A 23,983-nucleotide genomic window follows, 5' to 3' on the forward strand; every position below is an offset into this window, starting at 1 on the left:
CTTATAATTGGCTCCGCAATTTTTTCAAACAGGCAATATAATCGGCGCGAATGGCCTCATGATTTTTGTGCTGACCCCGCGTCACCATGTGCCGCCCGGCCGACCAAACCTGGTCAATCGCCTTGTCGTCATTGGCAAAAATCCAATGCTCCAATTGCCGATCGCCGGTAAGTCCATGCCCTAACATGCGGTCGCGATCCAGCGTAAAAAAGTCTGCCAGCTTGCCCACGGCAATTTCCCCATGGTCGCGCCCCAGTGCCTGGGCGCCGCCTTTGGCCACGCCATTAAACAAGGTGGCGCCATTGGACCCATTGGTAGGGGCCAACATGGCGCGACCCTTATGTCGATAGCGCTGCGAATGCTCCAGCACCCGCAACTCTTCGCTCAGCGTGATACGAATATCAGAATCCGACCCCACCCCGAAGGTGCCGCCCATTTCCAAAAACTCAACGCCGTTGAAAATCCCGTCGCCCAAATTGGCCTCCGTGATCGGACAAAGCCCGGCCACCGCTCCGGATTGGGCCAGCAATTGCGTTTCACCCTCGGTCAGATGGGTGGAGTGAATCAGGCACCAGCGCCGATCCACATCATAATGTGCCATCAGCCACTCCATCGGGCGCTGGCCATAATGCTGTTCAATCTCGTCGATTTCCGCCAATTGCTCGGCAATATGCATATGGATCGGGTCGTTGGGGCGCAGCGCCACCAACTGATTGAGCTGATCCTGGCTCACGGCGCGCAATGAGTGCGGGGCAAGGCCCAATCGATAATCGTCAGGCATTTTGCGCAACAATTGTTCGCAATCACTCAGCAGCTTTTCAAATTGATCCATCCTATGGCCAAACCGCTTTTGCCCGCCCTGCAGCGGCCGCTGGTCCACGCCGCCATAGGCATAGAATACAGGTAAATGGGTCAAGCCAATGCCAACATCCTGCGCCGCATGGATGATGGCGTGGCTGGTCTCGGCGGGATGGTCATAAAGCGCGCCACCCACCTGATGGTGAACATAGTGAAACTCGGCCACGGCGCTATAGCCCGCCTCCAGCATTTCCATAAAAGCAAAGCGGGCAATGGTGTAAAGATCGCCTGGGGTCAATTGATCGAGAAATTGATACATCAGGTGCCGCCAGCTCCAAAAGCTGTCGCGGCTTTCGCCTCGATATTCGGTGAGGCCCGCCATCGCCCGCTGAAAGCTGTGCGAGTGCAAATTGCCCACCGCTGGCAGCAAAATCTGATCCCCTAAATCCAGATCACCCGTTTGTGCGCTGGCGTCAGTCTCAATCTGCGTGATGCGGTCCGCGTCCCACGCAAGGCGCACATTTTGCGCCCAACCCGTGTCCAGCAAGGCCGTTTTCACAAATAGCGATGGCATAATTCACCTAATATGTATGGACATAATAAAAATAAGCATATACATATTTGAATGAAGCGCAATGATAAATCCCGGCAAAAGGATCTCTTCCATGGCGAACTCCACCCCATATGTGCTCACCAATCTGCGCATTGCGCCGATGGTCGCCAATAATGAAAATTACGGTGGGTTGATCGATAATGGCGCCATTGCCATTGAGGACGACAAGATCGCATGGGTTGGGTCTGCCGAAGATATCCCGCTCGATTATCGCGACTGGACCAGCAAAGACTTTGAAGGCGCGCTGGCGACCCCGGCGCTGATTGACGCCCACACCCATATTGTGTTTGGCGGCGATCGCGCCGTTGAATTTGAAATGCGGTTGGAAGGCGCCAGCTATGAAGAAGTGGCGCGCGCCGGCGGCGGCATTATCTCCACCGTCAAAGCCACCCGCGCCGCCAGCGTTGAGCAACTGGTCGAAAGCGCTTTGCCGCGCTTGGATGCGCTGATCGCTGAAGGCGTCACCACCATTGAGGTAAAATCCGGCTATGGCCTTAATCTGGAGAGCGAGCGCAATATGTTGCTGGCCGCCCGCCAGCTGGCCACCCTGCGCGATATTGAGGTGCGCACCACGTTCCTTGGCGCCCACGCCACGCCACCGGAATATAAGGACCAGCCCGACGACTATATCCGGCTGGTGGCCGAAGACATGCTGCCGCGCCTGCATGAAGAAGGTTTGGTGGATTCAGTGGATGGCTTTTGTGAGGGCATTGCCTTCTCGCCTGACCAGATGAAAATCGTGTTTGAGGCGGCAAAAAAGCTGGACCTGCCAATCAAACTGCACGCCGAGCAATTGAGCAATTTGGGTGGTGCAGCGCTTGCCGCTTCTTATGGCGCCCTATCTGCTGACCACCTTGAATATCTGGACGACGCGGGCGTTAAAGCCATGGCCGACGCCGGGTCGGTTGCGGTGCTGCTGCCCGGGGCATTTTACACGCTGCGCGAAACCCAATTGCCGCCACTTGACCTGTTGCGCACCCATCAGGTGCCCATAGCATTGGCCACCGATTGCAACCCCGGCTCGTCGCCGCTCACCTCGCTTTTATTGACCATGAATATGGGCGCGACCCTGTTCCGTATGACCCCGGATGAATGTCTGGCCGCCACCACGCGCCACGCGGCAAAGGCGCTGGGCCTTGATGATCGCGGCACATTGGCCGCAGGCCAGCGGGCCGACATCGCCATTTGGAACATTCAGCACCCGGCCGAACTGAGCTATCGCATCGGCTTCAACCCGCTTAAGGCGCGCATCTTTGGAGGCAAGCCATGAGCATGATTTTGCAGCCGGGGCAGGTGAACCTCGCCCAATTGGAAGAGATTTTTCGCACCCACACGCCGGTTCAGATCGACCGGGCGGTGAGGCCTGAAGTGGAACGTGCCGCCGCGATCATCGCTAAAGCCGCCAAGGGGGAACCGGCTGTTTATGGGGTAAATACCGGCTTTGGCAAATTGGCCAAAACCCGCATCGCGGTGGACGACACCGCCACCTTGCAGCGCAACCTGATTCTGTCGCACGCGAGCGGCGTCGGCGAACCCCTGTCGCCACAAGTCGTGCGGCTGATGATGGCGCTCAAATTGCTGTCCCTCGGCCGTGGGGCGTCGGGCGTGCGATGGGTGCTGATTGAATTGATCGAACAAATGCTCGAAAAAGGCGTGACCCCATTGGTCCCCGGCCAAGGGTCTGTGGGCGCATCGGGCGATCTTGCGCCTCTGGCACATATGACCGCCGTGATGATTGGCGAAGGCGAAGCCTTTTATCAAGGCCAGCGCATGAGCGGGGCCGATGCGCTTGGCCGCGCAGGGCTTGAGCCAGTGGTGCTTGGCCCGAAAGAAGGGCTGGCCATGATCAATGGCACCCAAACCTCCACCGCGCTGGCGCTGGCGGGGCTGTTTGAGGCGTGGCATCTGGCCAAAATCTCACTTCTCACCGGGGCCATGTCCACCGATGCGGCCATGGGGTCAAACGCGCCGTTCCATGAAAAAATCCAAACCCTGCGCGGCCATCAGGGCCAGATTGATGCCGCCGCGCAATTGCGGGCCTTGTTGAAGGGGTCGCAAATTCGCGACAGCCATCTGGAAAATGATGAGCGGGTGCAGGACCCTTATTGCTTGCGCTGCCAGCCACAAGTGATGGGTGCGGTGATCGGCTTGTTGCGGCAAGTCGGCGACACATTGCGGGTGGAAGCCAATGCGGTGACCGACAATCCGCTGGTGGTGAGCGAAGATGAAATCATTTCCGGCGGCAATTTCCACGCCGAACCGGTGGCCTTCGCTGCCGATCAGATTGCCCTGGCCATTTCTGAAATGGGCGCCATTGCCCAGCGGCGCATCGCCTTGCTAGTCGATCCGGCTCTGTCCTTCGGTCTGCCGGCGTTCCTGACCCCCAATCCGGGGCTGAATTCCGGTTTTATGATCGCCGAGGTCACCTCCGCCGCCCTGATGTCTGAAAACAAGCAAAAGGCCGCGCCGTGCTCGGTGGATTCCACCCCCACCAGCGCCAATCAGGAAGACCATGTCTCCATGGCTTGCCATGCGGCGCGCCGCTTGCTGGAGATGAACCAGAACCTTTCCCACATTTTGGGTATTGAACTGCTCTCCGCCGCCCAAGGGGTGCGCTTGCGCGCGCCACTCACCACCTCTGCGCCTTTGCAGGCCGCGATTGAGGCAGTGCGGCAGGAGGTGAGCGCACTGGATGATGACCGTTACATTTCACCTGACTTGGTGAAAGCGGGGTTGCTGGTGCAACAAAAGCAGTTGCTGGATGTCGCCAAAATCGATCTTGCGCTGGAGGCATAGATGGAGCCATTCACCCTGACAAAGGGCGATAGCCCGCTTATTCTGGCCTTTCCCCATGTGGGCACCTTTGTGCCCGCCGATATTGCCGGGCGACTGAATGAACGCGGCATGGCGCTGGTGGATACGGACTGGTTTATCGATGAGGTTTATGCGGATTTGATGCCGGGAGCCACCACCATCCGCGCCACGTTCTCCCGCTATGTGATCGATGCCAATCGCGATCCCGAGGGCGTGTCGCTCTATCCCGGGCAAAACACCACCACGCTGTGCCCCACCATTGATTTTGAGGGTCAGCCCATCTATCACGAGGGGCAGGCCCCAACCCCCGGTGAAATCGAAGCCCGGCGGATCGCGTTTCACGCGCCCTATCATGCCGCCATCCGCGACGAGATTGCGCGGATTAAAGCCAAACATGGCTATGCCGTTCTTTATGATGGCCACTCTATCCGCAGCGAATTGCCGTTCCTGTTTGAGGGGACATTGCCCGCCCTCAATCTGGGCACCAATGGGGGCGCAACCGTGCTGTCGGACATGGAAAAACGCGCCTTTGACATTGCCCGCGACAGTGCTTTTGAAAGCGTCTTGAATGGACGGTTTAAAGGTGGATGGACCACGCGCCATTATGGTCAGCCCGACCAGAATGTTTACGCCTTTCAAATGGAAATTGCCCAAAGCGCCTATCTCAAAACCGAGCAGGCCCCCTGGGCGCTGGATGTTGAGAAATGTGCGCGTTTGCGCCCCACCCTCAAATTGATCTTGGACGCCTTGCTGGACGAGGCCGCCCGCGTCCACGTGGCATAGGAGGATATGATGACAGATAATGCACGAAAAAACGCCCGCACCATCCGATCGCCGATCGGGCCAGACCTGATTTGCGGCGACTGGACCACCGAAGCGCCCATGCGCATGATGATGAACAATCTCGACCCGGACGTGGCGGAAAACCCGCACGAACTGGTGGTTTATGGCGGCATTGGCCGCGCCGCGCGCACCTGGAACGATTTCGACAAAATCGTCGACACCCTTAAAACGCTGAAAACCGATGAGACCTTGCTGGTGCAATCGGGCAAGCCGGTCGGCGTGTTTAAAACCCATGCCGATGCGCCGCGCGTCCTGATCGCCAACTCCAATCTGGTGCCGAAATGGGCCAATTGGGACCATTTCAACGAGCTCGATAAAAAGGGCCTGGCCATGTATGGCCAAATGACCGCGGGCTCATGGATCTATATTGGCTCCCAAGGCATTGTGCAGGGCACCTACGAAACCTTTGTCGAGGCCGGTCGCCAGCATTATGATGGCGACTTGAAAGGCAAATGGATTTTAACCGGCGGTCTTGGCGGCATGGGCGGGGCCCAGCCCCTCGCGGCGGTGATGGCGGGCGCGTCCTGTCTGGCGGTGGAGTGTAATCCCGACAGCATCGATTTCCGTCTGCGTACCCGCTATATCGACGAAAAGACTGACAGCCTGGACGAAGCGCTGGAGATGATCGAGCGCTGGACCAAAGCAGGCGAAGCCAAATCTGTGGGCTTGCTGGCCAATGCGGCAGAAGTTTTCCCTGAGCTGGTCAAGCGTGGCGTGCGTCCGGATATTGTCACCGATCAAACCTCCGCCCACGACCCGATCAATGGCTACCTGCCCATAGGCTGGAGCATGGGTGAATGGCGCGACAAGCGCGAGAGTGACCCGAAACTGGTGGAAAAAGAAGCCCGCGCCAGCATGAAAGTGCAGGTGCAGGCCATGCTGGATTTCCATGCGCAGGGCATCCCCACCGTGGATTACGGCAACAATATTCGGCAGGTCGCCAAGGATGAAGGCTTGGAAAACGCTTTTGATTTCCCTGGCTTTGTGCCCGCCTATATTCGCCCGCTCTTTTGCCGTGGCGTTGGCCCCTTCCGCTGGGCGGCGCTCTCCGGCAATCCGGAAGATATCTATAAGACCGACCAAAAGGTCAAAGAACTGCTGCCCGACCACAAGCATTTGCACAATTGGCTCGATATGGCGAAAGAACGCATCTCGTTCCAAGGCCTGCCTGCCCGCATCTGCTGGGTTGGTTTGGGCGACCGTCATCGCCTGGGTTTAGCGTTTAACGAAATGGTGGCGAACGGCGAGCTTGAAGCCCCTGTCGTGATTGGCCGCGACCATTTGGATAGCGGATCTGTGGCCTCGCCCAACCGCGAAACCGAAGCTATGCTCGATGGTTCTGACGCGGTGTCAGACTGGCCATTGCTCAACGCTCTATTGAATACTGCGTCTGGTGCCACCTGGGTGTCGCTGCACCATGGTGGCGGTGTGGGCATGGGCTATTCGCAACATGCGGGCGTCGTGATTGTGGCCGATGGCACCCCGGAAGCCGCCAAACGGTTGGAGCGAGTGCTCTGGAATGACCCCGCCACGGGCGTGATGCGCCACGCCGATGCGGGTTATGAAATAGCGCAGGATTGTGCCCGGGAAAAAGGACTGAATCTGCCGGGCATTTTGTAAGAATCATCAAAGAGGAGGAGACCATGAAGAGAAGAGACTTTTTGAAAGCTGGCACCGTCGGAACCGTCGGTGTGGCCGCAGGCGCTTTGGCCACCCCGGCCATCGCGCAAGACAAGGTTCACCAGTGGAAAATGGTTACGGCATGGCCGAAAAACCTGCCTGGGCCGGGTGTGGCGGCGCAAATGTTGGCGGATCGGATCGGCGTGCTGTCCGGCGGCCGCATTGAAGTCAAACTTTATGCCGCAGGCGAGCTGGTGCCCGGCCGTGGCGTGTTTGACGCGGTGTCCGAAGGTACGGCAGAGCTTTATCACGCGGTGCCGGCCTATTGGGGCTCAAAATCCAAAGGCATCTTGTTGTTCGGTTCGCAGCCCTTTGGCCTGCGTGCGGACGAACAGTTTGGCTGGCTCTATCACGGCGGCGGCCAAGAACTTTATGACAAAATGTATGGCCGGTTTGGTCTCAAGCCGTTCTTGTGCGGCAACTCTGGTCCGCAATGGCAGGGCTGGTTTAAAAATGAGATCAAATCTGTCGATGATCTGAAAGGTATGAAGTTCCGCACCACCGGCCTTGCTTCTGAAATGTGTGCCAAAATCGGCATGTCCGTCGAGGCGATGAGCGGCCCGGCCATGTTCCAGGCGCTTCAAACCGGCGCACTGGATGCCGGTGAATTTATCGGCCCATGGACCGATAGCGCTCTGGGTTATCAGCAAGTGGCCAAAAACTATTATTGGCCCGGTGTTGGCGAGCCATCTTCTGCGGAAGAATGTGCGGTCAATGCGAAGGTCTATAATGAGCTGCCAGAGGATTTGCAGCAGGCCGTCGCCATGGCCTGTGAGAGCCTTTATAACCCTGTGTGGACGGAATACACCACCAAACATGCCCTTGCACTGCAAAAACTGGTTGCTGAAGACGGGGTGAAAGTGCGTAAACTGCCTGATGATGTGATCGAAGCCTTTGGCAAGGCGGCTGAGGAAGTCATTGCGGAAATGCGTGAGGATGACGATGAGCTGGTGCGCGAAATCACCGAAAGCTTCGTCTCCTATCGCGACTCCGTTGGCGGCTATATGACCTATGCCGACAATGGGCAAATGAATGCCCGCGCCAAGGTGTTGGGTTACTAAAAGCAAATTTGGGTGTCGCCCGCACAAATTTTTGGGCGGCACCCTCACAATTGAGTTTGGGGGAGGGCATTTATGCGCATTGCGGACTGGCTGGATCGATTTGCCATTATAACCGGACACACCGTCAAATGGCTCGCCATTTTGATGCTGCTGGTCCAGTTTGGCATTGTGATTTCGCGTTATGCCTTTGGCGTTAATTCGATCGCTGTGCAGGAGCTGGTGCTTTATCTGCATGCCAGCCACTTCATGATCGCCGCCGCTTACACCCTACAAGTTGACGGGCATGTGCGAGTTGACATTTTTTACGCTCGTTTCACCCCGAAAAACAAAGCGCTGATCGACATTGTTGGACATCTGATCTTCCTGCTGCCGGCCATGTGCACCATTCTCTATTTCACCTGGCCAAGCGTGCGGAACGCCTGGGCGATCAAAGAGGGCGCCATTTCCGTTGGCGGTTTGCCTGCAAGTTTTCTGCTCAAAACCCTGATCCCGGTCTTTTGCGTCTTGCTGATCCTGCAGTCCATTTCCTGTCTCGTGCGCAATTTTCACTCCTATTTTGAAAAGGCCTAAGCGGTGCCCCATCTCGATCTGATCATGTTTGCCGCCCTGATTGCGGCCATTTTGAGCGGCTTTCCAGTGGCTTTTTCCATTGCCGGGGTCGCGGTAATCTTTGCTTTTATTGGGGCGGCCACCGGCGTCATGGATATTGGCCTGCTCGGCGCGTCCGGCCAGCGCATTTTTGGCCTGTTGACCAATAATGTGCTGATCGCCATCCCCCTATTTGTGTTGATGGGCGCGGTGCTTGAAAAAAGCAAAATCGCCGAAGATTTGCTGCAAACCATGGGCAAGGCCTTTGGCAGCTTTCGGGGCGGTTTGGGTATTTCTGTGGTGCTGGTGGGCGCCTTATTGGCCGCCTCCACCGGCATCGTAGGCGCCACTGTTGTGGCCATGGGGATGATCGCGCTGCCCGCCATGTTGCGCGCGAACTACAATAAGGCATTGGCCGCGGGCACGGTGTGTACCGCGGGTACGTTGGGGCAAATCATCCCACCATCCACCCTATTGATCATCCTGTCAGATGTGATGTCGAACGGGTTTCAGCAGGCGCAATATGAACAGGGAAAATTCGTCGTCGAAACCCTGTCGGTCGGGCAGATTTTTGCTGCCGCTTTGGTGCCCGGCCTGTTGCTTGTGGTGCTTTACATTCTTTATCTGGTCATTCGCGGCTTTCTCCGGCCCGAAGAATTGCCCGCTTTGCCGCAACAGGCTGACCAGAATTTATGGCGTGAAGCCCTTTCCGCGATTCTGCCGCCCGTGGCGCTGATCGTCGCGGTGTTGGGCTCCATTCTCACGGGTGTCGCCACCCCCACCGAAGCCGCGTCTGTGGGCGCGGCGGGCGCCCTGTTCATGGCGGCCTTCAAAAACAAGATTGGCGGGCCTTTTCTCAAAATCGGCCTTCTGGCGCTGTTGCTTTTGGTGATCGGCTCGCTCATTCACCCCATCCGGCTGCAACGCAGCGATGTGACCGGGCCGGACTTTGCCATCGGTATGGTCTATGTGGTGTTGGCGCTAATTGGCGGTGCGGCATTGCTCTTTGCCACCTACAAACTGATCAAACTCAAAGTGTTGCAACCCGCACTTTTGTCGACCACCACCATGACCGCGATGATCTTTGCCACCATTTTGGCAGCCGGCATGTTTTCGCTGGTGTTTATCGGTTTGGGGGGTGAAGATCGCGTTTCAGAGATTTTGGCCAATATGCCGGGCGGTGCGTTCGGCGCCTTGGTCTTTTCCATGGTGATCATCTTTATTTTGGGCTTCTTCCTCGATTTTGTCGAAATCTCGGTGATTGTGCTGCCATTGGTGGTGCCAGGCCTGATCTTGTTGGGCCATGATCCGATTTGGCTCACCGTCATCATTGCCATCAACCTACAAACCTCTTTTCTCACGCCCCCGTTCGGCTTCTCGCTGTTTTATCTGCGCGGGGCCGCGCCGAAGGAAATTTCCACTGGCGATATCTATCGCGGTGTGTTGCCCTATATCGGCTTGCAGGTGGTGGGCGTGGCGCTGATCTGGCTGTTTCCCATTCTGGCCACCGCCCTGCCTGAGTTCCTGTTCTAAAGGGCTAAGCTTGCGCCTCACTTACATAATTTAGACAAAATTGGTGATGCATAGTAGGCTTGGGGCAGGTGCGGGGGCACTTGAGGAGATGGATATGCACAAGCTGAAAACATTCGGTGCCAGAATTGGCGTCATCATCTTAACCTTGTTGGTGTTGGTGCAGGGGGCCGCCGCCGCGCGTATCCTGACCATTGAGAAGAGCCCGCAAGATATTCAGCTCAAATCGGCCTTTATCAATGGCCAGCGGGCTGACATTGTCGCCCAAGCGGGTCAGTACGCCTTTATTGAGCTTAGAGACGACAAGCAATGTTATGCGACCCTGTCGTTGATTGCAGAAAATGGCCGTTTCTTGCGCCGACAAATGAATCTGTGCGACGCCGAATGGCAGATTGCCTTAAGTTTTGGCGATACGGGTGCCGGTCCTTCCGTGCGCACCATCACCATCGTGCCCTCACAAGATAATGTGCGCGTGCTCGCCCTCAGTTTTGACGGCAAGCCCCAGCCTTTCACCGCCTTTCCCAATTCAAACCGGGTCGAATTTGACATTCGCCGGGGGCCATCAGGATTCAAATGCGTGGGCAAATTGTCTGCGGCGCTCTCGGGGGCGAAGAATTTTGAACGGACTGTGGATCTGTGTGCCTTCAATAATGAGGTGATTTTGGATGTCGAGCCGACCAATTATTATGAAATTCTCACGGTGCGGTCTGGCGGCAACGATAAAATCATCAAAGTGGAATTAAATGGCGAACGCCTCAACATCATTCGCCACATCGGTAATGATGTGCGCACCCGCATCTTTGCGGACAAATCTGGTATCAATTGCACCGGCAATCTGAAAGTTGAATTTGCCTCGGGTGCCACAGGTGAGGGACAGCTCGATCTATGCGGCTCTAACTTTGATGTCACCGTTACACCCAAGCCAACCTTTGCGTCTGACACAAACCTGCGCTCGGGCTATAGCTGGCGCTTTATCCCGGCCCAGAGTGAAAATGATATTGCGGCGCTGAAGTTTGACGCCCGCAGCTTTGATCGTACCGGCTTTAGCGCTGTGTGTGAGCCGGGGTCGCGGCAGGCGACGATTTATCTTGATGGCTTCCCCGCACGCGCCGATCTGCCGCGGCGCACAAGGATCAACTGGACCACCGGCCGCTATAATGGCGTGGTGAACGGGGATCGCGGCCAATCGCCGGTGGCCACAGGTGCCGCCCCCAGCTTCTCCAAATCTACGGATGACCGGTTGTGGAGCGGTCTGATATCTGGCGCCACCTTTACCGCAATCGCAAATGATAATCATCGCCTCATTCTGTCTCTGAGCGGCAGTGCAGGGCCGGTGCGTCAGTTTGTGGAAGCCTGCAACTCAAGGTTCAACGGCCCAACGGTTTATGGCGATGTCACCGACGATTCCAGCTTGCAATGGAGCACGCCGCCTTCGCGCCGTGATGGTGATTTGCGGCTTGTTTTTGGGGATCTCAGCACGGATCGCGTCGGGCTTGAAGCCCGCTGCACGCCACAGGATGATCTGGTGCGTATCATGTTTGCCTCGGCACCGCGGGGTCTGTCTAACGGACGCAACGTGAATGTGGATTGGCAGGTGGGCAATGAAACTGGTCGCGTACCAGCCACCACCCGCGCCATTGAAGGATTTGAATGGGGCGCTTTGCCGGTTGCCGTTATTGATACTTACGATCCAATGTGGCGGGCGTTGGCACTGGGCAATATTGTCCGGTGGAAGATCAATGGCGAGCAGACCGCCACCTATTCTTTGAAGGGCAGCGGCGCGGCCATCCGCCGTTTCCTCAATGGGTGTCGTCCGGCCTCCCAACCCGCGATTGGCGATGGCGGTGACAGCGGGTTTGGTGTGGATCCAGACCGTCCCACCACTGGCAATGAAGCGGTGGATACAATCATCAACATTTTTGACCTGATCAATCAGCAGTCAAATTCCAATGTGAAGATCAACATCAACACCCGAAGCGCTGCGACACGTCAGGCCCTGAACAATTATCAGGCCAACCCGAACTATATGTGCGCACGGAGTGCCAATAGCCAGCCTTTGGGCAATCGGGCTATCTCTGTTGGTTTTAAAAACGACCGGGGGCAAACCGTTGAGGTATATGAAATTGACGCCAATGGCCAGCGGCAATATGTGCGTGATGTGCCGCCAAGCGCCCGGCTTCAGCTCACCCGGTCAGCGGGTCAAGGCTTTGAGGTGCGTTCTGCCGGAGGTGGATGTCTGACGACGATGGTGGCCCCCAATGCCGATATTGAATATAGCATCAAGCCCACCATGGGCGGGGCCGACCCGGACGTGGTGGCAAAAAGCTACAATTGTGCGGGTCGAGAAGTTGTGGCCCTGATTGAGCCGAACAAGGGCACTGCGCTTGTGGATGGAGATTATGCCCTGCATCGGGCCCGGGTAAATGGCGGATTTGCCAATGTCTGGGGCGATGTTCAGGCGAAGATCACCAATCAGGAACTGGTGTTGGAAGAAGGGGGAACAACCCGTCTTTCATGCCGCGCCCGCTAAACACCATGCCGCATTGATGGTGCGGCATGGCGCGATCATGGGGCTGGCTATTTCACTTTCTTGACCAAAAACAAGGAAAAGGGAACAGCCAGCACATACCCCAATATGGCCGCCAGTGCGATGCCCAATCCCATATTCGGCAGCATTTGTGTAACCAGAACTGCCACCACCAGCGCCCCGGCGACGGCGGAGCCTGAAATAATCCACATGCCAAGCAATTTGCTCATTTTCTTCCCCCAGTTGGATGTGTGCAGATTGATCTATAGCTCGGTTTGAACACAAGCGGTTTGACCTTGGTCAATTGAAAGTGCACTTGCCTGATCCGCCTTTTAGATGATTGACCGCCCCTAAAATAAATATTACCAATATCAAAATTATTTTACTAAACCACTGAGGGGGACCTATGAACGAGATTGTCGCGGAAAAATTCAAACGCTTGCGCGCAGAAATGCAGGCGCAGAATATTGATCTGGTGGCGCTGGGACCCACCGCGCACACCCAATGGCTTCTGGGCTATGCCCCCTATCCGGACGAGCGTATGTGCCTGTTGTTGATCGGCAAAGAGACAGAAGCCTTTGTCATGCCGGCCCTGAACGCCAATGCGGTGCGCGAGCACACAGATATTGAATTTTTTGAGTGGGCTGACGATCAGGGTCCCTTTACTGCTCTTGAAAGGGCACTGGAAAAAGTAGCAGGCGATGTAAAGCAAGTGGTGTTGGATGAAACCATGCGGGCTGATTTCGCTTTGAACCTGATGGACAAGATTGAGGGTGCGACCCATCAGTTCACAAAATCGACCGTTGGCGCCTTGCGCATGCGCAAAACCGAAGACGAATATAAACTGCTCAAACTGAACGCTCAGATCGCTGATGAAGCACAGGAAGTGGCCGCGAAAACCGCGCGCCCCGGTGTCACTGAAAATGATGTGGCCGAGGCCGTGAAAGAGCATTTTATCTCACGCGGGGCCAAGCCGGTGTTTGATATTGTCGGCGCCAACGAAAATGGTGCCTTCCCGCATCACCACACTTCAGACCGGGTGCTACAATCCGGCGATGTGCTGGTCGTTGATATTGGCGGCACCACCAAAGGTTATCCGAGCGACATCACCCGCATGGTGGCCATAGACCATTTGCGCGACGATTATCAAGAGGTGCACGATGTGGTGGAAAAAGCGGTGCAGGCAGCTCTGGCGGCCTGTAAACCCGGTGTCAAAGCATCCGACATTGATAAAGCCGCCCGCGATGTGATCACAGAAGCGGGCTATGGCGACTATTTCAGCCATCGCACCGGTCATGGGCTCGGCATTGAAATCCATGAAGAACCCTATATTTCTGCCTCGTCTGATGTGGTGCTGGACGAAGGCATGGTCTTTTCCATCGAGCCGGGGATTTACCAGCCGGGCAAATTTGGTGTCCGCCTCGAAGAAATCGTTTATCTCCGCGCCGACGGGCCGGAAGTCCTCTCTGAGCGGCCACGTGATGTGGTGATTTCCAAGGGTTAGGTTTGTTGAGGGTTCACCCCACCACTTTATTCTTGTGGGCGCACCCCACCCCTAGCCCCGCCCCATCAAAGGGAGGGGGATTGCAGGGCAGAACTGTTCCAGTTGGTGTGGTCCATATAACCAAACGTGGCCGCCCCGGACCTGATCCGGGGCCAATACTGACGCCAAATGCCGACATTTGACCTCCCTCCCCTTGATGGGGAGCGATTGAGGGTGGGGTGCCTACGCACCAAACAATGTCACCCTTCACCTTGTCGCCGAAGCACTGTGTCGCAGCCAGACCTATCCCTGCAGTTCCGGCAAATCCTTGTACTGCTCCAAACATTCCACATTGGCCAGCGCCGTGGTGTTTTTGATTTTGCGGCCATGGATCACATCGCGCACGGCAATCTCGGAGATCTTGCCGGAGCGGGTGCGGGGAATATCGTCCACCGCAATCACTTTAGCTGGCGTGTGTCGCGGCGTCGCGCCTTTGCGGATACGGGTTTTGATGAGCTTGGTCAGCTCTTCATCCAGCGTCACGCCGTCTTTAAGCCGCACAAACAGGATCACCCGCTGATCGCCTTGCCAGTCCTGCCCCACGGCGATCGCTTCCTCTATCTCATCAATGGTTTCCACCTGGCGATAAATCTCGGCGGTGCCAATGCGCACGCCGCCGGGGTTCAGCGTGGCGTCAGAACGGCCATGAATGATGTAGCCGCCCGTGTCCCTTTTCTCCACAAAGTCCCCATGGGCCCACATATTCTCGAACTTGTCGAAATAGGCGCTGCGATATTTTTCACCGCTTTCATCGCCCCAAAAGCCGGTCGGCATGGTCATATGCGCATTGCGGCACACAAATTCGCCCGGCTGGTTGATCAGCTCATTGCCTTCATCATCCAGAATGGCTAAATCCATGCCCAGCTGTGCGCCCTGCAACTCGCCGCGATGGACCGGCTTGGTGGGCACACCGCCCATAAAGCAGCCGCAAATGTCGGTGCCGCCAGAAATGGAAGCCAATTGCACATCGTCCTTCCAGTCGCGATAAATATAGTCGAAATTCTCCGGCAGAAGCGGCGAGCCGGTAGAGAGGATGGCCTTCAAGCTGTCCAGCGAATGAGTTTTGCGCGGCTTCACATTAAAATTGTTCAGCGCATCGATATATTTGGCTGAGGTGCCGAAAATATTGATCTGCTCCTGATCAATCAGGTCCAACAGGCGCGGCGCTTTGGGATAGAAGGGATTGCCGTCAAAGGTGATCAGTGTGGCTTCTGCCGCCAAACCGCTCACCAACCAATTCCACATCATCCAGCCGCAGGTTGTGAAATAAAAGAAATTGTCATTCGGCTTCACATCGCTGTGCAGCACCAACTCTTTCATATGCTGGATCAATAGCCCCGCACCACGATGCATAATGCATTTGGGCTTGCCCGTGGTGCCGGAGGAAAAAAGGATCACCATCGGCGCGTCAAATTCAAGCCGTTCAAATTCAATGTCCGTCGGCGCGAATGGGGCGACGAACTCATTCAAAGTCTGACAAGAGACGTCGTACTGAGCATCAGGCTTTGGTGTGTCCAGGAGCACCACATGTTCAATCTTGGCTTCTTCGGCCACCGCATTGATGCTGGGCGCCACATTGATGTGTTTGCCAGCATAATTGTAGTGCGGCACCGCAAACAAAATCTTTGGCTCCACCTGTGCCAACCGGTCCGTCGCGCCTTCGGGGCCGAAATCCGGCGAGCAGGAGGCCCAGATCGCGCCCATGGCCGAACTAGCCAAATAAAGCGCAATCGCTTCAATATCATTGGTGACAATCGCGCCAACGCGGTCACCCTTTTTAACGCCTTTGGCTTTCATGGCCTGCACCAATTGGCTCACCAGATCATAAAGCTGTTTGCGGCTGATCTCGCGGCGGGTGCCATCATCGCGATGGCCGATAATGGCGGTGCGGTCATCAGCGTTTTTCAGCGCATTTTCAGCGTAATTCAGCTTGGCGTCAGGAAAGAAGCGTACCTTTCGAATATCCTCATCCTCGATCAGGATGCGGTCGCCTTTGTCGCCGACAATGCCCAGTTGATCCCAAAGGGAGCTGTAAAATGCATGTGGATGATCGATTGAATAGCGCAGCAACCCGTCATAATCATCGGGTGCACATTGATGTTGATCCTTGGTGGCTTTGGCAAAGCGCCGCAAATTGCTGGCGCGCTGTCGCTCTTTGGACGGTGTCCACAAAATCTCGTTGGGCATCTGTCCTCCCTGAACCTTTTGTCCAACTAAATAGATGGAGCAAACCATAATGCTTGTCAAAACGATAGCGTTAGTCGTATTTATACGGTAGATGAGAGACCGATAAAATCAGTTTTGTGGAAGCGATAGCAGGCAAGTAAAATGGTGCTCAACGCCACGGTTCAATCCCAATCCAAATATAATTTTAACCTGCACGAAATGCCGGTGCCCTTGGTCTATGCCGAGCACCGGATTATCTTGGAGTGTAATGCAGAGTTCGCCCGTCTGTTCGGCTATGGCCGCGCCGAATTGCGCAACAAAAGCTTCCACTTGCTCTATCCCAATTTTGAGGATTTTGTCCGCACGGGCCAAATGTGGTCGACCAATATGACCATGGGCATCACCTATTACGACGAGCGGATCATGATTAAAGCGGATCAAACCCGCTTCTGGTGCAAGGTGCGCGGCCGGTCCATGACCTCGGCCAACCCGTTTGCCAAGGCGGTCTATTGTTTTGAGCCGCTGCCCCGCGCCATTGCCACCTCCGGCTATGAGCTGACAGACCGACAACGCCAGATCGTGGCGCTGGTGGCACAAGGCAAAACTAATGCCGTTATCGCCGAAGAGTTGGACCTGTCCAAGCGCACGGTTGAAGCCCATCGCGCGCGGGTTATGAAGGCCATTGGGGTGAAAAATACAGCCGAATTGATCGCATGGTTCTCGGCCCATCACGGCGTGCGTTAAATATTCGATAAACCGATATTAAAATCTTGTTAACCATCGGGTCTCGAGATATTATTTCGGCATTGGGAGGAGACATCATGAAATCAATAATTCAAAAGCTGGCTGTCGCCGGCGCAATTTGTGTTGGGCTATTGGCTAGCCAGGCCATGGCGCAGTCTGGCGCGAGCGGCCTATTCACTTTGCATAATGTGACTGAAGGCAATGTCGTTGTGGGTTTCTACACCAATGATGGCAGCGGTTGGAGCACAAACTGGCTTTCCGAGGCAATGGCGCCGGGTGAGATGGCCCAGGCCGAATTTTTCGCCGAAACGGGGGCCTGTGAGCAAGCCTTCCAAGTGGGCTGGTTGGGCGCCGACGGCTCAGAAGTGATGGATGATCCGATCGCCATCGACATCTGCGAAGCCTCAGAGGTATATCTCGCGGATAACGAAATCTATTTCGAATAGCCTGAACAAAGGGTGGGTGGCCTGTATCTGCGTCACGCGATCGGGCTGTCCACCTCATCCAGATGCATCACCGGGTTTTTAATTTGTTTCCGGATCCATTTGGTAAAAGCAATGACCCCCGGTTTTTCCGCCTTATCGTCTGGAATGGCCAGAAAATAGGCATCTTCTGTTTCAAGCGGAGTTGGGTCGATCACCTTCAAACTGCCCTGCATCACTTGCTGCTCAATCAGATAAAAGGGCAATAGGCCCGCGCCCATGCCCGCAGAGGCAGCTTCAATAATCATCGAGAATTGATCAAAACGATGGCCTTTAAAGGGCTCTCTATTTTCAATGCCCTGTTGCTCAAACCAATCCCGCCAACCGGTTTGGCGGGTTTGCAAATGCAATAGCGGGGCGTTTACCAGCTTCTGCGCGTGGGTTAGCTCATATTGCCGCACCAATCCTGGCGCCGCCACCGGCACCATCATTTCGGCACAAAGCGGATGGCAGGTCGCGCCAGCCCAGATCGGACGGCCAAAATGCACCGCCACGTCCACAAACTGATCCTGCATGGCAAAGGGCGACCAGCGGCTTTCAATATTGATCGCCAGATCGGGATTTTCCGCCAGAAAGTCCGGTAGGCGTGGGGCCAGCCAGTGCGAGCCAAAGGTCGGTAGCGTGGCGATCGATAACATCGCCTCGGCCTTCGCGGCCGCCATTGTGCGGTAAACCAGTCCTTCGGTCTGCTCGATCAGATAGCGTGCATCGGCCAAAAAGCGCGCGCCAGCTTCGGTCAGTACCACCCGTTTGCGCACCCGCTCAAAAAGGGTCACCCCCAATTGCAGCTCCAGATCACGGATTTGCCGCGAGATCGCGCTTTGAGTCAGGTTCATCTCCTCAGCTGCGCGGGTGAAATTCAAATGTCGCGCCGCGCACTCAAAAGCGCTAAGCGTATTGATGGAGGGGAAGTTGCGCCGACTGGTATGCATCATTTTTCCTCATGAAGTAATGAAAAAACATTGCTTCTTTAGGGCGTTTGCCTAAGTTATCATGAGAATAATGAATTTTTTCGACTTGACCAGCCTCATTTTGCGCAATCTGTTCGCGCAGGATTGGGTTGATCCACAATTAAAGGCGACAGGCCAAAGGGGATAGAAATGTCATCAGCTTCACTTCGATCACAAACCGCTGAATTATTGGGCAAATTGGGGGTGAACTCCGCAGCGTTGGAAGGCGGCGACTTGGCCGTGTTTTCGCCCACCAACGGTGAAAAAGTTGCCGATGTGCACACATCTAACGCCGATCAGATCAATGCGCAAATTGATAAAGCCCATGAGGCGTTTAAGCAATGGCGCACCGTGCCGGCCCCCCGTCGCGGCGAACTTGTGCGCCTGTTCGGCGAAGAATTGCGCGCTGCCAAGGCCGATCTGGGGCGGCTGGTGAGCATTGAAGCGGGTAAAATCCCGTCTGAGGGCGAAGGCGAAGTACAGGAAATGATCGATATCTGTGACTTTGCTGTGGGGCTGTCACGCCAGCTTTATGGCCTGACCATCGCCACAGAGCGCCCCGATCACCGGATGATGGAAACCTGGCACCCGCTTGGCGTTGTCGGTATCATTTCCGCCTTTAACTTCCCCGTGGCCGTATGGTCCTGGAACGCCGCCATCGCCTTGGCGTGCGGCAATTCTGTGGTGTGGAAGCCATCTGAAAAATCACCTTTGACCGCTTTGGCCTGCCAGGCAATCATGGATCGGGCATTGGCACGTTTCGGAGATGCACCGGACAATTTGATCACGACATTTATTGCCGAACGTGAAGGCGGCGAAGTGCTGGTGGATAATAAAAAGGTGGCGCTGGTCTCCGCCACAGGGTCGACCCGCATGGGGCGTCAGGTTGGCCCACGTGTGGCCGAACGGTTTGGCCGCACCATCCTTGAACTGGGTGGCAACAACGCAGGCATCGTGTGCCCATCTGCCGACATGGATATGGCGGTGCGCGCCATCGCGTTCGGGGCCATGGGCACCGCTGGCCAACGTTGCACCACCACCCGTCGCCTGTTTGTGCATGAAAGCGTTTATGACGATATGGTCGCGGCGCTGAAAAAAGCCTATCTCGGTGTCACCATTGGCGATCCGCTCAATTCAGATGCGCTGGTCGGGCCCCTGATCGATAAAGACGCGGCCAACAATATGGAAAAGGCGCTTGAAGCGGCCAAAGCCTCCGGCGGCACCATCACCGGTGGCGAGCGCATGGATGTGAACGGTGATGCGTCCTACTATTACCGTCCGGCGCTGGTCGAAATGCCAGAACAGACCGGCCCGATGTTTGAAGAGACATTCGCACCGATCCTTTACGTCACCAAATATAGCGATTTTGATGACGCGCTCGAAATGCAAAATGATGTTGGCGCAGGCCTCTCTGCCTGTATCTTCACGCTCAATGTGCGCGAAGCTGAGAAGTTCCTCTCTGCAGTCGGCTCTGATTGCGGCATCTCCAACGTCAATATCGGCACCTCTGGCGCAGAAATTGGCGGCGCCTTTGGCGGTGAAAAGGAAACAGGGGGTGGACGCGAGTCCGGTTCTGATGCATGGAAAGCCTATATGCGCCGCTCCACCAACACGGTGAACTACGGCACAGCCTTGCCCTTGGCGCAAGGCGTAAGCTTTGACATCGAGTAAGGACACATAAATGGCTGCCGATCTGGTTTCTCATCCCGGCTTTTTCCGGGCCAACCGTATCGCCAAATTATCGGTTTCTGAGATCATCAAAATCAGCACCCGGGCCCGCGAATTGCGGGCCGAGGGGCACCCGGTCATCATTTTGGGCGCAGGTGAGCCTGATTTTGATACGCCGGATCATGTCAAACAGGCGGGTATTGCCGCCATCGAAGCGGGGCAAACCAAATATACCCCGCTTGATGGCACGCCCGAACTGAAACAGGCCATTTGCGACAAGCTGGCGCGGGAAAACGGACTGGACTATCAGCCCGCCAATATTTCCGTCTCTGCCGGGGCCAAACAGGTGCTGTTCAACGCCTTTATGGCCACGATCAATCCGGGGGATGAGGTGATCATCCCCACTCCGTTTTGGACAACCTATGCCGACATTGTGGAAGTGTGCGGCGGGGTGCCGGTGCTGGTGAAATGTCCGGGCGAAAAAGGTTTCCGCCTTCAGCCCGATCAATTGGCCGCCGCGATCACATCGAAAACCAAATGGTTGATGCTCAATTCGCCGTCCAACCCATCTGGCGCGGCCTATTCGGCGGAAGAGATGCAACCGCTGCTCAACGTGCTCAAGCGCCATCCCCATGTCTGGCTGGTGTGCGACGATATTTATGAGCACATCACCTATGACGATTTTGAATTTGTCACTCCGGCAAAACTGGCACCCGAATTGCGGGATCGGATTTTGGTGGTCAATGGCGTATCCAAATCTCACGCCATGACCGGCTGGCGCATCGGCTATGGGGCCGGGCCGGTGGAACTGATCAAGGCCATGGCCGTGATGCAATCCCAATCCACCTCCTGCGCCTCATCCGTGTCGCAAGCAGCAGCTGTGGAAGCCTTAAACGGCGACAATTCATTCCTTGAGGAACGCCGCTTGTCGTTCCAGGAGCGGCGCGATCTGGTGGTTGAAGGCCTCAATGAAATTGATGGCGTCACCTGCCGCGTGCCGGAAGGCGCCTTTTACACCTTTGCCTCGTGCGAAGGCTTGATCGGCAAATCCACCCCAAGCGGCAAGATCATCGAAAGCGATAGCGACTTCTGCCGCTACATTCTGGAAGAAAGCTATGTGGCGATCGTGCCGGGATCGGCCTTTGGACTTTCGCCCTATTTTCGTATATCCTATGCGGCAGCAAAAACAGAATTGGTCGAAGCGATCTCCCGCATTCAAAAAGCGGCGAGCGCGCTGACTTAAACAACTTCCCACAGAAAGATTCTCGTAAGAAGAATCTTTTTCTCCCGCCAGTCTTTGTGCTGGCGGGTTTTTTTGCGCGAAATCAGTCCTTTTATTCCATTTCGGACTTGTCCGCGCATATTGATTTGCTAGCCATAGTTGCAGGAGCCGGAGGAGTGTATGATGGCGGTAGAAATTTTTGATCAGCGACAAAACACTTTGGGGGAAGGTCCGCTTTGGCACCCTCTACGCCAGCAGCTTTTCTGGTTTGATATCCCCAACCGTTTGTTGCGCTCACAAAAGGACGGGCAGGCGCTCGAATGGGCGTTTGATGAAATCGTGACGGCAGCCGGTTGGCTGGATGAAACCAAATTGGTCATTGCCTCCGAGCGCCAAATTTTCATCTTTGATCTCGAAACCAATACACAAACCCATTTGGTGGATTTGGAGAAAGATGTGCCTTCGCGCCGCTCGAATGATGGCCGGGTTGATCCTTGGGGCGGGTTCTGGATTGGCACCATGTCCAAAACCGACCCCAGTGCGGAAAAGGGGGGCATCTATCGGTTCTATCAGGGCGAATTGCGCCTGTTGGTGCCCGAAGTGGCGATACCCAATGCGATCTGTTTTGCCCATGACAGGTCCTGTGCCTATTACACCGACACCCCTACCCAACTGGTGTGGAAGCAAATGCTGGATGCTGAGGGATGGCCGCTTGGGGAGCCTATTGTGCATGTGGATTTGCGGAAGAAAAACCTTAATCCGGATGGCGCTTTGATCGACCAACACGGTCATATGTGGATTGCCTGTTGGGGCGCCGCATGTGTTGCGCGGTTTGATGAACGCGGCCAACTGGTGGATCGTCTCGAGCTGCCGGCAACTCAGCCCACATGTCCGGCTTTTGGCGGGTCAAATTTTACCGAGCTTTATCTCACGTCAGCGCGCGAGAATCTTGCGTCGCCGCACCAAGCGGATGGCCAAACCCTGCGCCTGAATGGCGTAGTGAGCGGCCAAGCGGAATATGCGGTCAGCCTTGACTGACCGCGCACGCCGACTTAGCGCAGAATTTGTGGTTTGATTTTGAGCCGTCTTGTCTGGTTTTCCGGCAAATGCTGGTTTAGCCGCTTGTTGATCGCACCGTAGATGCTGATCACACCCAGGGTGAGCAGGATAAAATAGAACGCCAAAATCGGATAAGGCACAAACGGGTTGAAGGTCTTGTCTGCAAAATAGTTGGCGTAATAAAGCGCGTCGCCCCGCTGCTGCCAGCTCGGAAAGCCGGAGAAAAACACCAGCGTGGTGGCGTGGAACAGGAAGATCGCCTCGTTGGTGTAGGCGGGCCAAGCCAGGCGCAGCATGGTGGGCCAGATGATCTTTCTAAAGCGGGGCCATCCCGAGATGCCATAGGCGTCGGCTGCCTCCACATCGCCTTTGGGGATCGATTTGAGCGCCCCGTAAAAAATTTCAGCCGAATAGGCGCCCGTGTTCAAGAACAACACAATCAGCGCTCCAAGCCAGGCTTTGGTCAACCAGCGTGTTTCCACAGTGATTTCGATAAAGCCCAGATTGATGTCCGCCCCCAATTTGGGCATCAGCACAAACAGCTCATAGGCAAAAAAGAACTGGATGAACAATGGTGATCCACGGAAAATGAAAATGTACCATTCCGCCGGTTTGCGCAAAAACGGATTTTTGCTGGCCTTTGCGGTGGCCACGGCAATGGCCAGAAAAAAGCCGAATGACAGCGCCAAAATGCCGAAATAGACATTCCAAATCAGGCCCGACGCGATCAGCGTGAACTGATCGCACAAGGTGAAATCTGAGCGCGGCAACAGCCGTTCGCCAAAGCCCATAGAGCGGAAGGCATAGTTTTGGATGGTTTCAATGCAGCTCATGCCGAACCTCCCGCAAGTGACTTGCCGCCGGTGGTGGCTTGGCCAAGGTTCAACCGATCCATAAGTTTATCAAACACAATCTCGGAAATTTTGGTCATGGCAAGGTAGAACACCAACAGCCCAAGGAAATAATAGATCCGCCAATCCGGGTGCGGATAGGAGAAAGCCGAGCTTTTCGAGCCACCCAATTCGCGCGCCCAATAAACAATATCTTCCACCCCGAGCAAAAACAGCAGGGGCGTGGCCTTGATCAGAATCATCCACAGGTTCGACAGGCCGGGCAGGGCATAGACCCACATTTGCGGCATCAGAATGCGCCAGAAAACCTGTCGCCGGCTCATGCCGTAGGCTTCGCCGGTTTGCAGCTGCGCATGGGGTACTGCGCGCATGCCGCCATATAAAACATTGGCCGCGAACGCCCCAAAAACGATCGCGAACGTCAAAACAGCGAGAAAGAAACCATAGGTCTCATGCACCCATTGTGGTGAGCTCGACAATGGCAATTTGGCCGCCGCGCACACCACAAAGTCACTTCCCTGGCGCACAGGTTCGGTCCAATCCGGGCAAATGACCTGATGCCGCACATATTCGAACGCCTGATCAAGCGCAATCACAAAAAATAGGAAAAAGGCAATGTCGGGCACGCCCCGCACAATGGCGGTATAGCCTTTGCCGAGCCAGCGCAGCGGCGCAATATGCGACCGCGCAGCTGAAGCGCCGAAAAAGCCAAACAATAGAGCGGTTGGGGCCGTAACCGCCAGCAACATCAAAACAGTGCCGAAAGAGGCATAAAAGCTCATATGCTTGCCTGTTGTCAGATAACAGGTGAGCCAGGTAAGGCCTTCAATTTGGTCGGGATTTG

The 23,983-nt window shown here is 55.7% G+C and carries 20 protein-coding genes; 14 read left to right on the plus strand and 6 right to left on the minus strand.

The features are described from left to right. Window position 1: 1 nt before the first annotated feature. Entirely contained in the window at window positions 2-1,372 is a 1,371-nt protein-coding gene (locus L1I42_RS00960) for a formimidoylglutamate deiminase (protein ID WP_236112595.1), read from the minus strand. A gap of 91 nt (window positions 1,373-1,463) precedes the next feature. On the opposite strand from L1I42_RS00960, the gene hutI reads away from it, so the two are divergent. The 8 genes from hutI (at window position 1,464) to L1I42_RS01000 (ending at window position 12,457) form a co-directional block, all read left to right on the plus strand. Beyond that, window positions 1,464-2,681: an imidazolonepropionase gene (hutI, locus tag L1I42_RS00965; protein WP_369413047.1), complete on the plus strand. Its 1,218-nt coding sequence runs from the start codon at window positions 1,464-1,466 to the stop codon at window positions 2,679-2,681. After that, window positions 2,678-4,207 carry a histidine ammonia-lyase gene (hutH, locus tag L1I42_RS00970; protein WP_236112596.1) on the plus strand — a complete coding sequence of 510 codons (1,530 nt, stop codon included), beginning with the start codon at window positions 2,678-2,680 and terminating at the stop codon, window positions 4,205-4,207. Before hutI ends, hutH begins: the two co-directional genes overlap by 4 nt. Further along, window positions 4,208-5,008 (plus strand): N-formylglutamate deformylase, encoded by an 801-nt coding sequence (hutG, locus tag L1I42_RS00975; protein WP_236112598.1) that lies wholly within the window; start codon window positions 4,208-4,210, stop codon window positions 5,006-5,008. A gap of 9 nt (window positions 5,009-5,017) precedes the next feature. Beyond that, on the plus strand, window positions 5,018-6,688 hold the full coding sequence (gene hutU / locus L1I42_RS00980; RefSeq protein WP_236112600.1) for a urocanate hydratase: 1,671 nt from the start codon (window positions 5,018-5,020) through the stop codon (window positions 6,686-6,688). A gap of 23 nt (window positions 6,689-6,711) precedes the next feature. Beyond that, complete coding sequence (locus L1I42_RS00985) at window positions 6,712-7,809, plus strand: TRAP transporter substrate-binding protein (protein WP_236112602.1); 1,098 nt, start codon at window positions 6,712-6,714, stop codon at window positions 7,807-7,809. A 72-nt stretch (window positions 7,810-7,881) separates the two neighbouring features. Then, on the plus strand, window positions 7,882-8,379 hold the full coding sequence (locus L1I42_RS00990; protein ID WP_236112605.1) for a TRAP transporter small permease subunit: 498 nt from the start codon (window positions 7,882-7,884) through the stop codon (window positions 8,377-8,379). Between the two features lie 24 nt (window positions 8,380-8,403). After that, the gene (locus L1I42_RS00995) at window positions 8,404-9,930 is read left to right on the plus strand and encodes a TRAP transporter large permease (RefSeq protein WP_236114139.1); all 1,527 of its coding nucleotides are present in this window, start codon (window positions 8,404-8,406) and stop codon (window positions 9,928-9,930) included. Window positions 9,931-10,024: 94 nt separating this feature from the next. Further along, window positions 10,025-12,457 carry a hypothetical protein gene (locus L1I42_RS01000; RefSeq protein ID WP_236112607.1) on the plus strand — a complete coding sequence of 811 codons (2,433 nt, stop codon included), beginning with the start codon at window positions 10,025-10,027 and terminating at the stop codon, window positions 12,455-12,457. A gap of 47 nt (window positions 12,458-12,504) precedes the next feature. Here L1I42_RS01000 and L1I42_RS01005 read toward each other — a convergent pair whose 3' ends face one another. Next, the gene (locus L1I42_RS01005; protein ID WP_236112608.1) at window positions 12,505-12,684 is read right to left on the minus strand and encodes a hypothetical protein; all 180 of its coding nucleotides are present in this window, start codon (window positions 12,682-12,684) and stop codon (window positions 12,505-12,507) included. Window positions 12,685-12,860: 176 nt separating this feature from the next. Between L1I42_RS01005 and L1I42_RS01010 the strand changes: the two genes are divergently transcribed. After that, window positions 12,861-13,958, plus strand: a complete 1,098-nt coding sequence (locus L1I42_RS01010; protein ID WP_236112614.1) for a M24 family metallopeptidase — start codon at window positions 12,861-12,863, stop codon at window positions 13,956-13,958. A gap of 282 nt (window positions 13,959-14,240) precedes the next feature. Here L1I42_RS01010 and L1I42_RS01015 read toward each other — a convergent pair whose 3' ends face one another. Beyond that, on the minus strand, window positions 14,241-16,184 hold the full coding sequence (locus L1I42_RS01015; protein ID WP_236112619.1) for an acetoacetate--CoA ligase: 1,944 nt from the start codon (window positions 16,182-16,184) through the stop codon (window positions 14,241-14,243). A gap of 141 nt (window positions 16,185-16,325) precedes the next feature. Here L1I42_RS01015 and L1I42_RS01020 point away from each other — a divergent pair, with 141 nt between their 5' ends. After that, entirely contained in the window at window positions 16,326-16,907 is a 582-nt protein-coding gene (locus L1I42_RS01020) for a PAS and helix-turn-helix domain-containing protein (protein WP_236112620.1), read from the plus strand. Between the two features lie 77 nt (window positions 16,908-16,984). Continuing rightward, the gene (locus tag L1I42_RS01025; protein ID WP_236112622.1) at window positions 16,985-17,353 is read left to right on the plus strand and encodes a hypothetical protein; all 369 of its coding nucleotides are present in this window, start codon (window positions 16,985-16,987) and stop codon (window positions 17,351-17,353) included. 32 nt (window positions 17,354-17,385) lie between these two features. On the opposite strand, the gene L1I42_RS01030 is transcribed toward L1I42_RS01025, so the two are convergent. Then, window positions 17,386-18,321, minus strand: a complete 936-nt coding sequence (locus L1I42_RS01030) for a LysR family transcriptional regulator (RefSeq protein WP_236114140.1) — start codon at window positions 18,319-18,321, stop codon at window positions 17,386-17,388. Between the two features lie 168 nt (window positions 18,322-18,489). On the opposite strand from L1I42_RS01030, the gene amaB reads away from it, so the two are divergent. From amaB to L1I42_RS01045, 3 genes are all read left to right on the plus strand, one after another. Then, window positions 18,490-20,010 carry an L-piperidine-6-carboxylate dehydrogenase gene (gene amaB / locus L1I42_RS01035; RefSeq protein ID WP_236112624.1) on the plus strand — a complete coding sequence of 507 codons (1,521 nt, stop codon included), beginning with the start codon at window positions 18,490-18,492 and terminating at the stop codon, window positions 20,008-20,010. Between the two features lie 10 nt (window positions 20,011-20,020). Further along, window positions 20,021-21,250, plus strand: a complete 1,230-nt coding sequence (locus tag L1I42_RS01040) for a pyridoxal phosphate-dependent aminotransferase (RefSeq protein ID WP_236112625.1) — start codon at window positions 20,021-20,023, stop codon at window positions 21,248-21,250. 162 nt (window positions 21,251-21,412) lie between these two features. Next, window positions 21,413-22,267, plus strand: a complete 855-nt coding sequence (locus L1I42_RS01045; protein WP_236112627.1) for an SMP-30/gluconolactonase/LRE family protein — start codon at window positions 21,413-21,415, stop codon at window positions 22,265-22,267. A 14-nt stretch (window positions 22,268-22,281) separates the two neighbouring features. Here L1I42_RS01045 and L1I42_RS01050 read toward each other — a convergent pair whose 3' ends face one another. Next, window positions 22,282-23,121, minus strand: coding sequence for an ABC transporter permease (locus L1I42_RS01050; protein ID WP_236112633.1), 840 nt, complete (start codon window positions 23,119-23,121; stop codon window positions 22,282-22,284). Then, window positions 23,118-23,921 (minus strand): ABC transporter permease, encoded by an 804-nt coding sequence (locus tag L1I42_RS01055; protein ID WP_236112635.1) that lies wholly within the window; start codon window positions 23,919-23,921, stop codon window positions 23,118-23,120. Before L1I42_RS01055 ends, L1I42_RS01050 begins: the two co-directional genes overlap by 4 nt. Window positions 23,922-23,983 lie beyond the last annotated feature (62 nt).

It is taken from the genome of Maritalea mediterranea, from assembly GCF_021568695.1.
Classification (GTDB): domain Bacteria; phylum Pseudomonadota; class Alphaproteobacteria; order Rhizobiales; family Devosiaceae; genus Maritalea; species Maritalea mediterranea.

Coding starts and splice junctions, on each gene's coding strand:
- L1I42_RS01050 (WP_236112633.1), bottom strand. CDS start 23,121: ATGAGCTGCATTGAAACCATCCAAAACTATGCCTTCCGCTCTATGGGC.
- L1I42_RS01040 (WP_236112625.1), top strand. CDS start 20,021: ATGGCTGCCGATCTGGTTTCTCATCCCGGCTTTTTCCGGGCCAACCGT.
- L1I42_RS01010 (WP_236112614.1), top strand. CDS start 12,861: ATGAACGAGATTGTCGCGGAAAAATTCAAACGCTTGCGCGCAGAAATG.
- L1I42_RS01045 (WP_236112627.1), top strand. CDS start 21,413: ATGGCGGTAGAAATTTTTGATCAGCGACAAAACACTTTGGGGGAAGGT.
- L1I42_RS00985 (WP_236112602.1), top strand. CDS start 6,712: ATGAAGAGAAGAGACTTTTTGAAAGCTGGCACCGTCGGAACCGTCGGT.
- hutU (WP_236112600.1), top strand. CDS start 5,018: ATGACAGATAATGCACGAAAAAACGCCCGCACCATCCGATCGCCGATC.
- hutI (WP_369413047.1), top strand. CDS start 1,464: ATGGCGAACTCCACCCCATATGTGCTCACCAATCTGCGCATTGCGCCG.
- L1I42_RS00990 (WP_236112605.1), top strand. CDS start 7,882: ATGCGCATTGCGGACTGGCTGGATCGATTTGCCATTATAACCGGACAC.
- hutG (WP_236112598.1), top strand. CDS start 4,208: ATGGAGCCATTCACCCTGACAAAGGGCGATAGCCCGCTTATTCTGGCC.
- L1I42_RS01025 (WP_236112622.1), top strand. CDS start 16,985: ATGAAATCAATAATTCAAAAGCTGGCTGTCGCCGGCGCAATTTGTGTT.
- amaB (WP_236112624.1), top strand. CDS start 18,490: ATGTCATCAGCTTCACTTCGATCACAAACCGCTGAATTATTGGGCAAA.
- L1I42_RS01020 (WP_236112620.1), top strand. CDS start 16,326: ATGGTGCTCAACGCCACGGTTCAATCCCAATCCAAATATAATTTTAAC.
- hutH (WP_236112596.1), top strand. CDS start 2,678: ATGAGCATGATTTTGCAGCCGGGGCAGGTGAACCTCGCCCAATTGGAA.
- L1I42_RS00995 (WP_236114139.1), top strand. CDS start 8,404: ATGTTTGCCGCCCTGATTGCGGCCATTTTGAGCGGCTTTCCAGTGGCT.
- L1I42_RS01000 (WP_236112607.1), top strand. CDS start 10,025: ATGCACAAGCTGAAAACATTCGGTGCCAGAATTGGCGTCATCATCTTA.
- L1I42_RS01030 (WP_236114140.1), bottom strand. CDS start 18,321: ATGCATACCAGTCGGCGCAACTTCCCCTCCATCAATACGCTTAGCGCT.
- L1I42_RS01055 (WP_236112635.1), bottom strand. CDS start 23,921: ATGAGCTTTTATGCCTCTTTCGGCACTGTTTTGATGTTGCTGGCGGTT.
- L1I42_RS01015 (WP_236112619.1), bottom strand. CDS start 16,184: ATGCCCAACGAGATTTTGTGGACACCGTCCAAAGAGCGACAGCGCGCC.
- L1I42_RS01005 (WP_236112608.1), bottom strand. CDS start 12,684: ATGAGCAAATTGCTTGGCATGTGGATTATTTCAGGCTCCGCCGTCGCC.
- L1I42_RS00960 (WP_236112595.1), bottom strand. CDS start 1,372: ATGCCATCGCTATTTGTGAAAACGGCCTTGCTGGACACGGGTTGGGCG.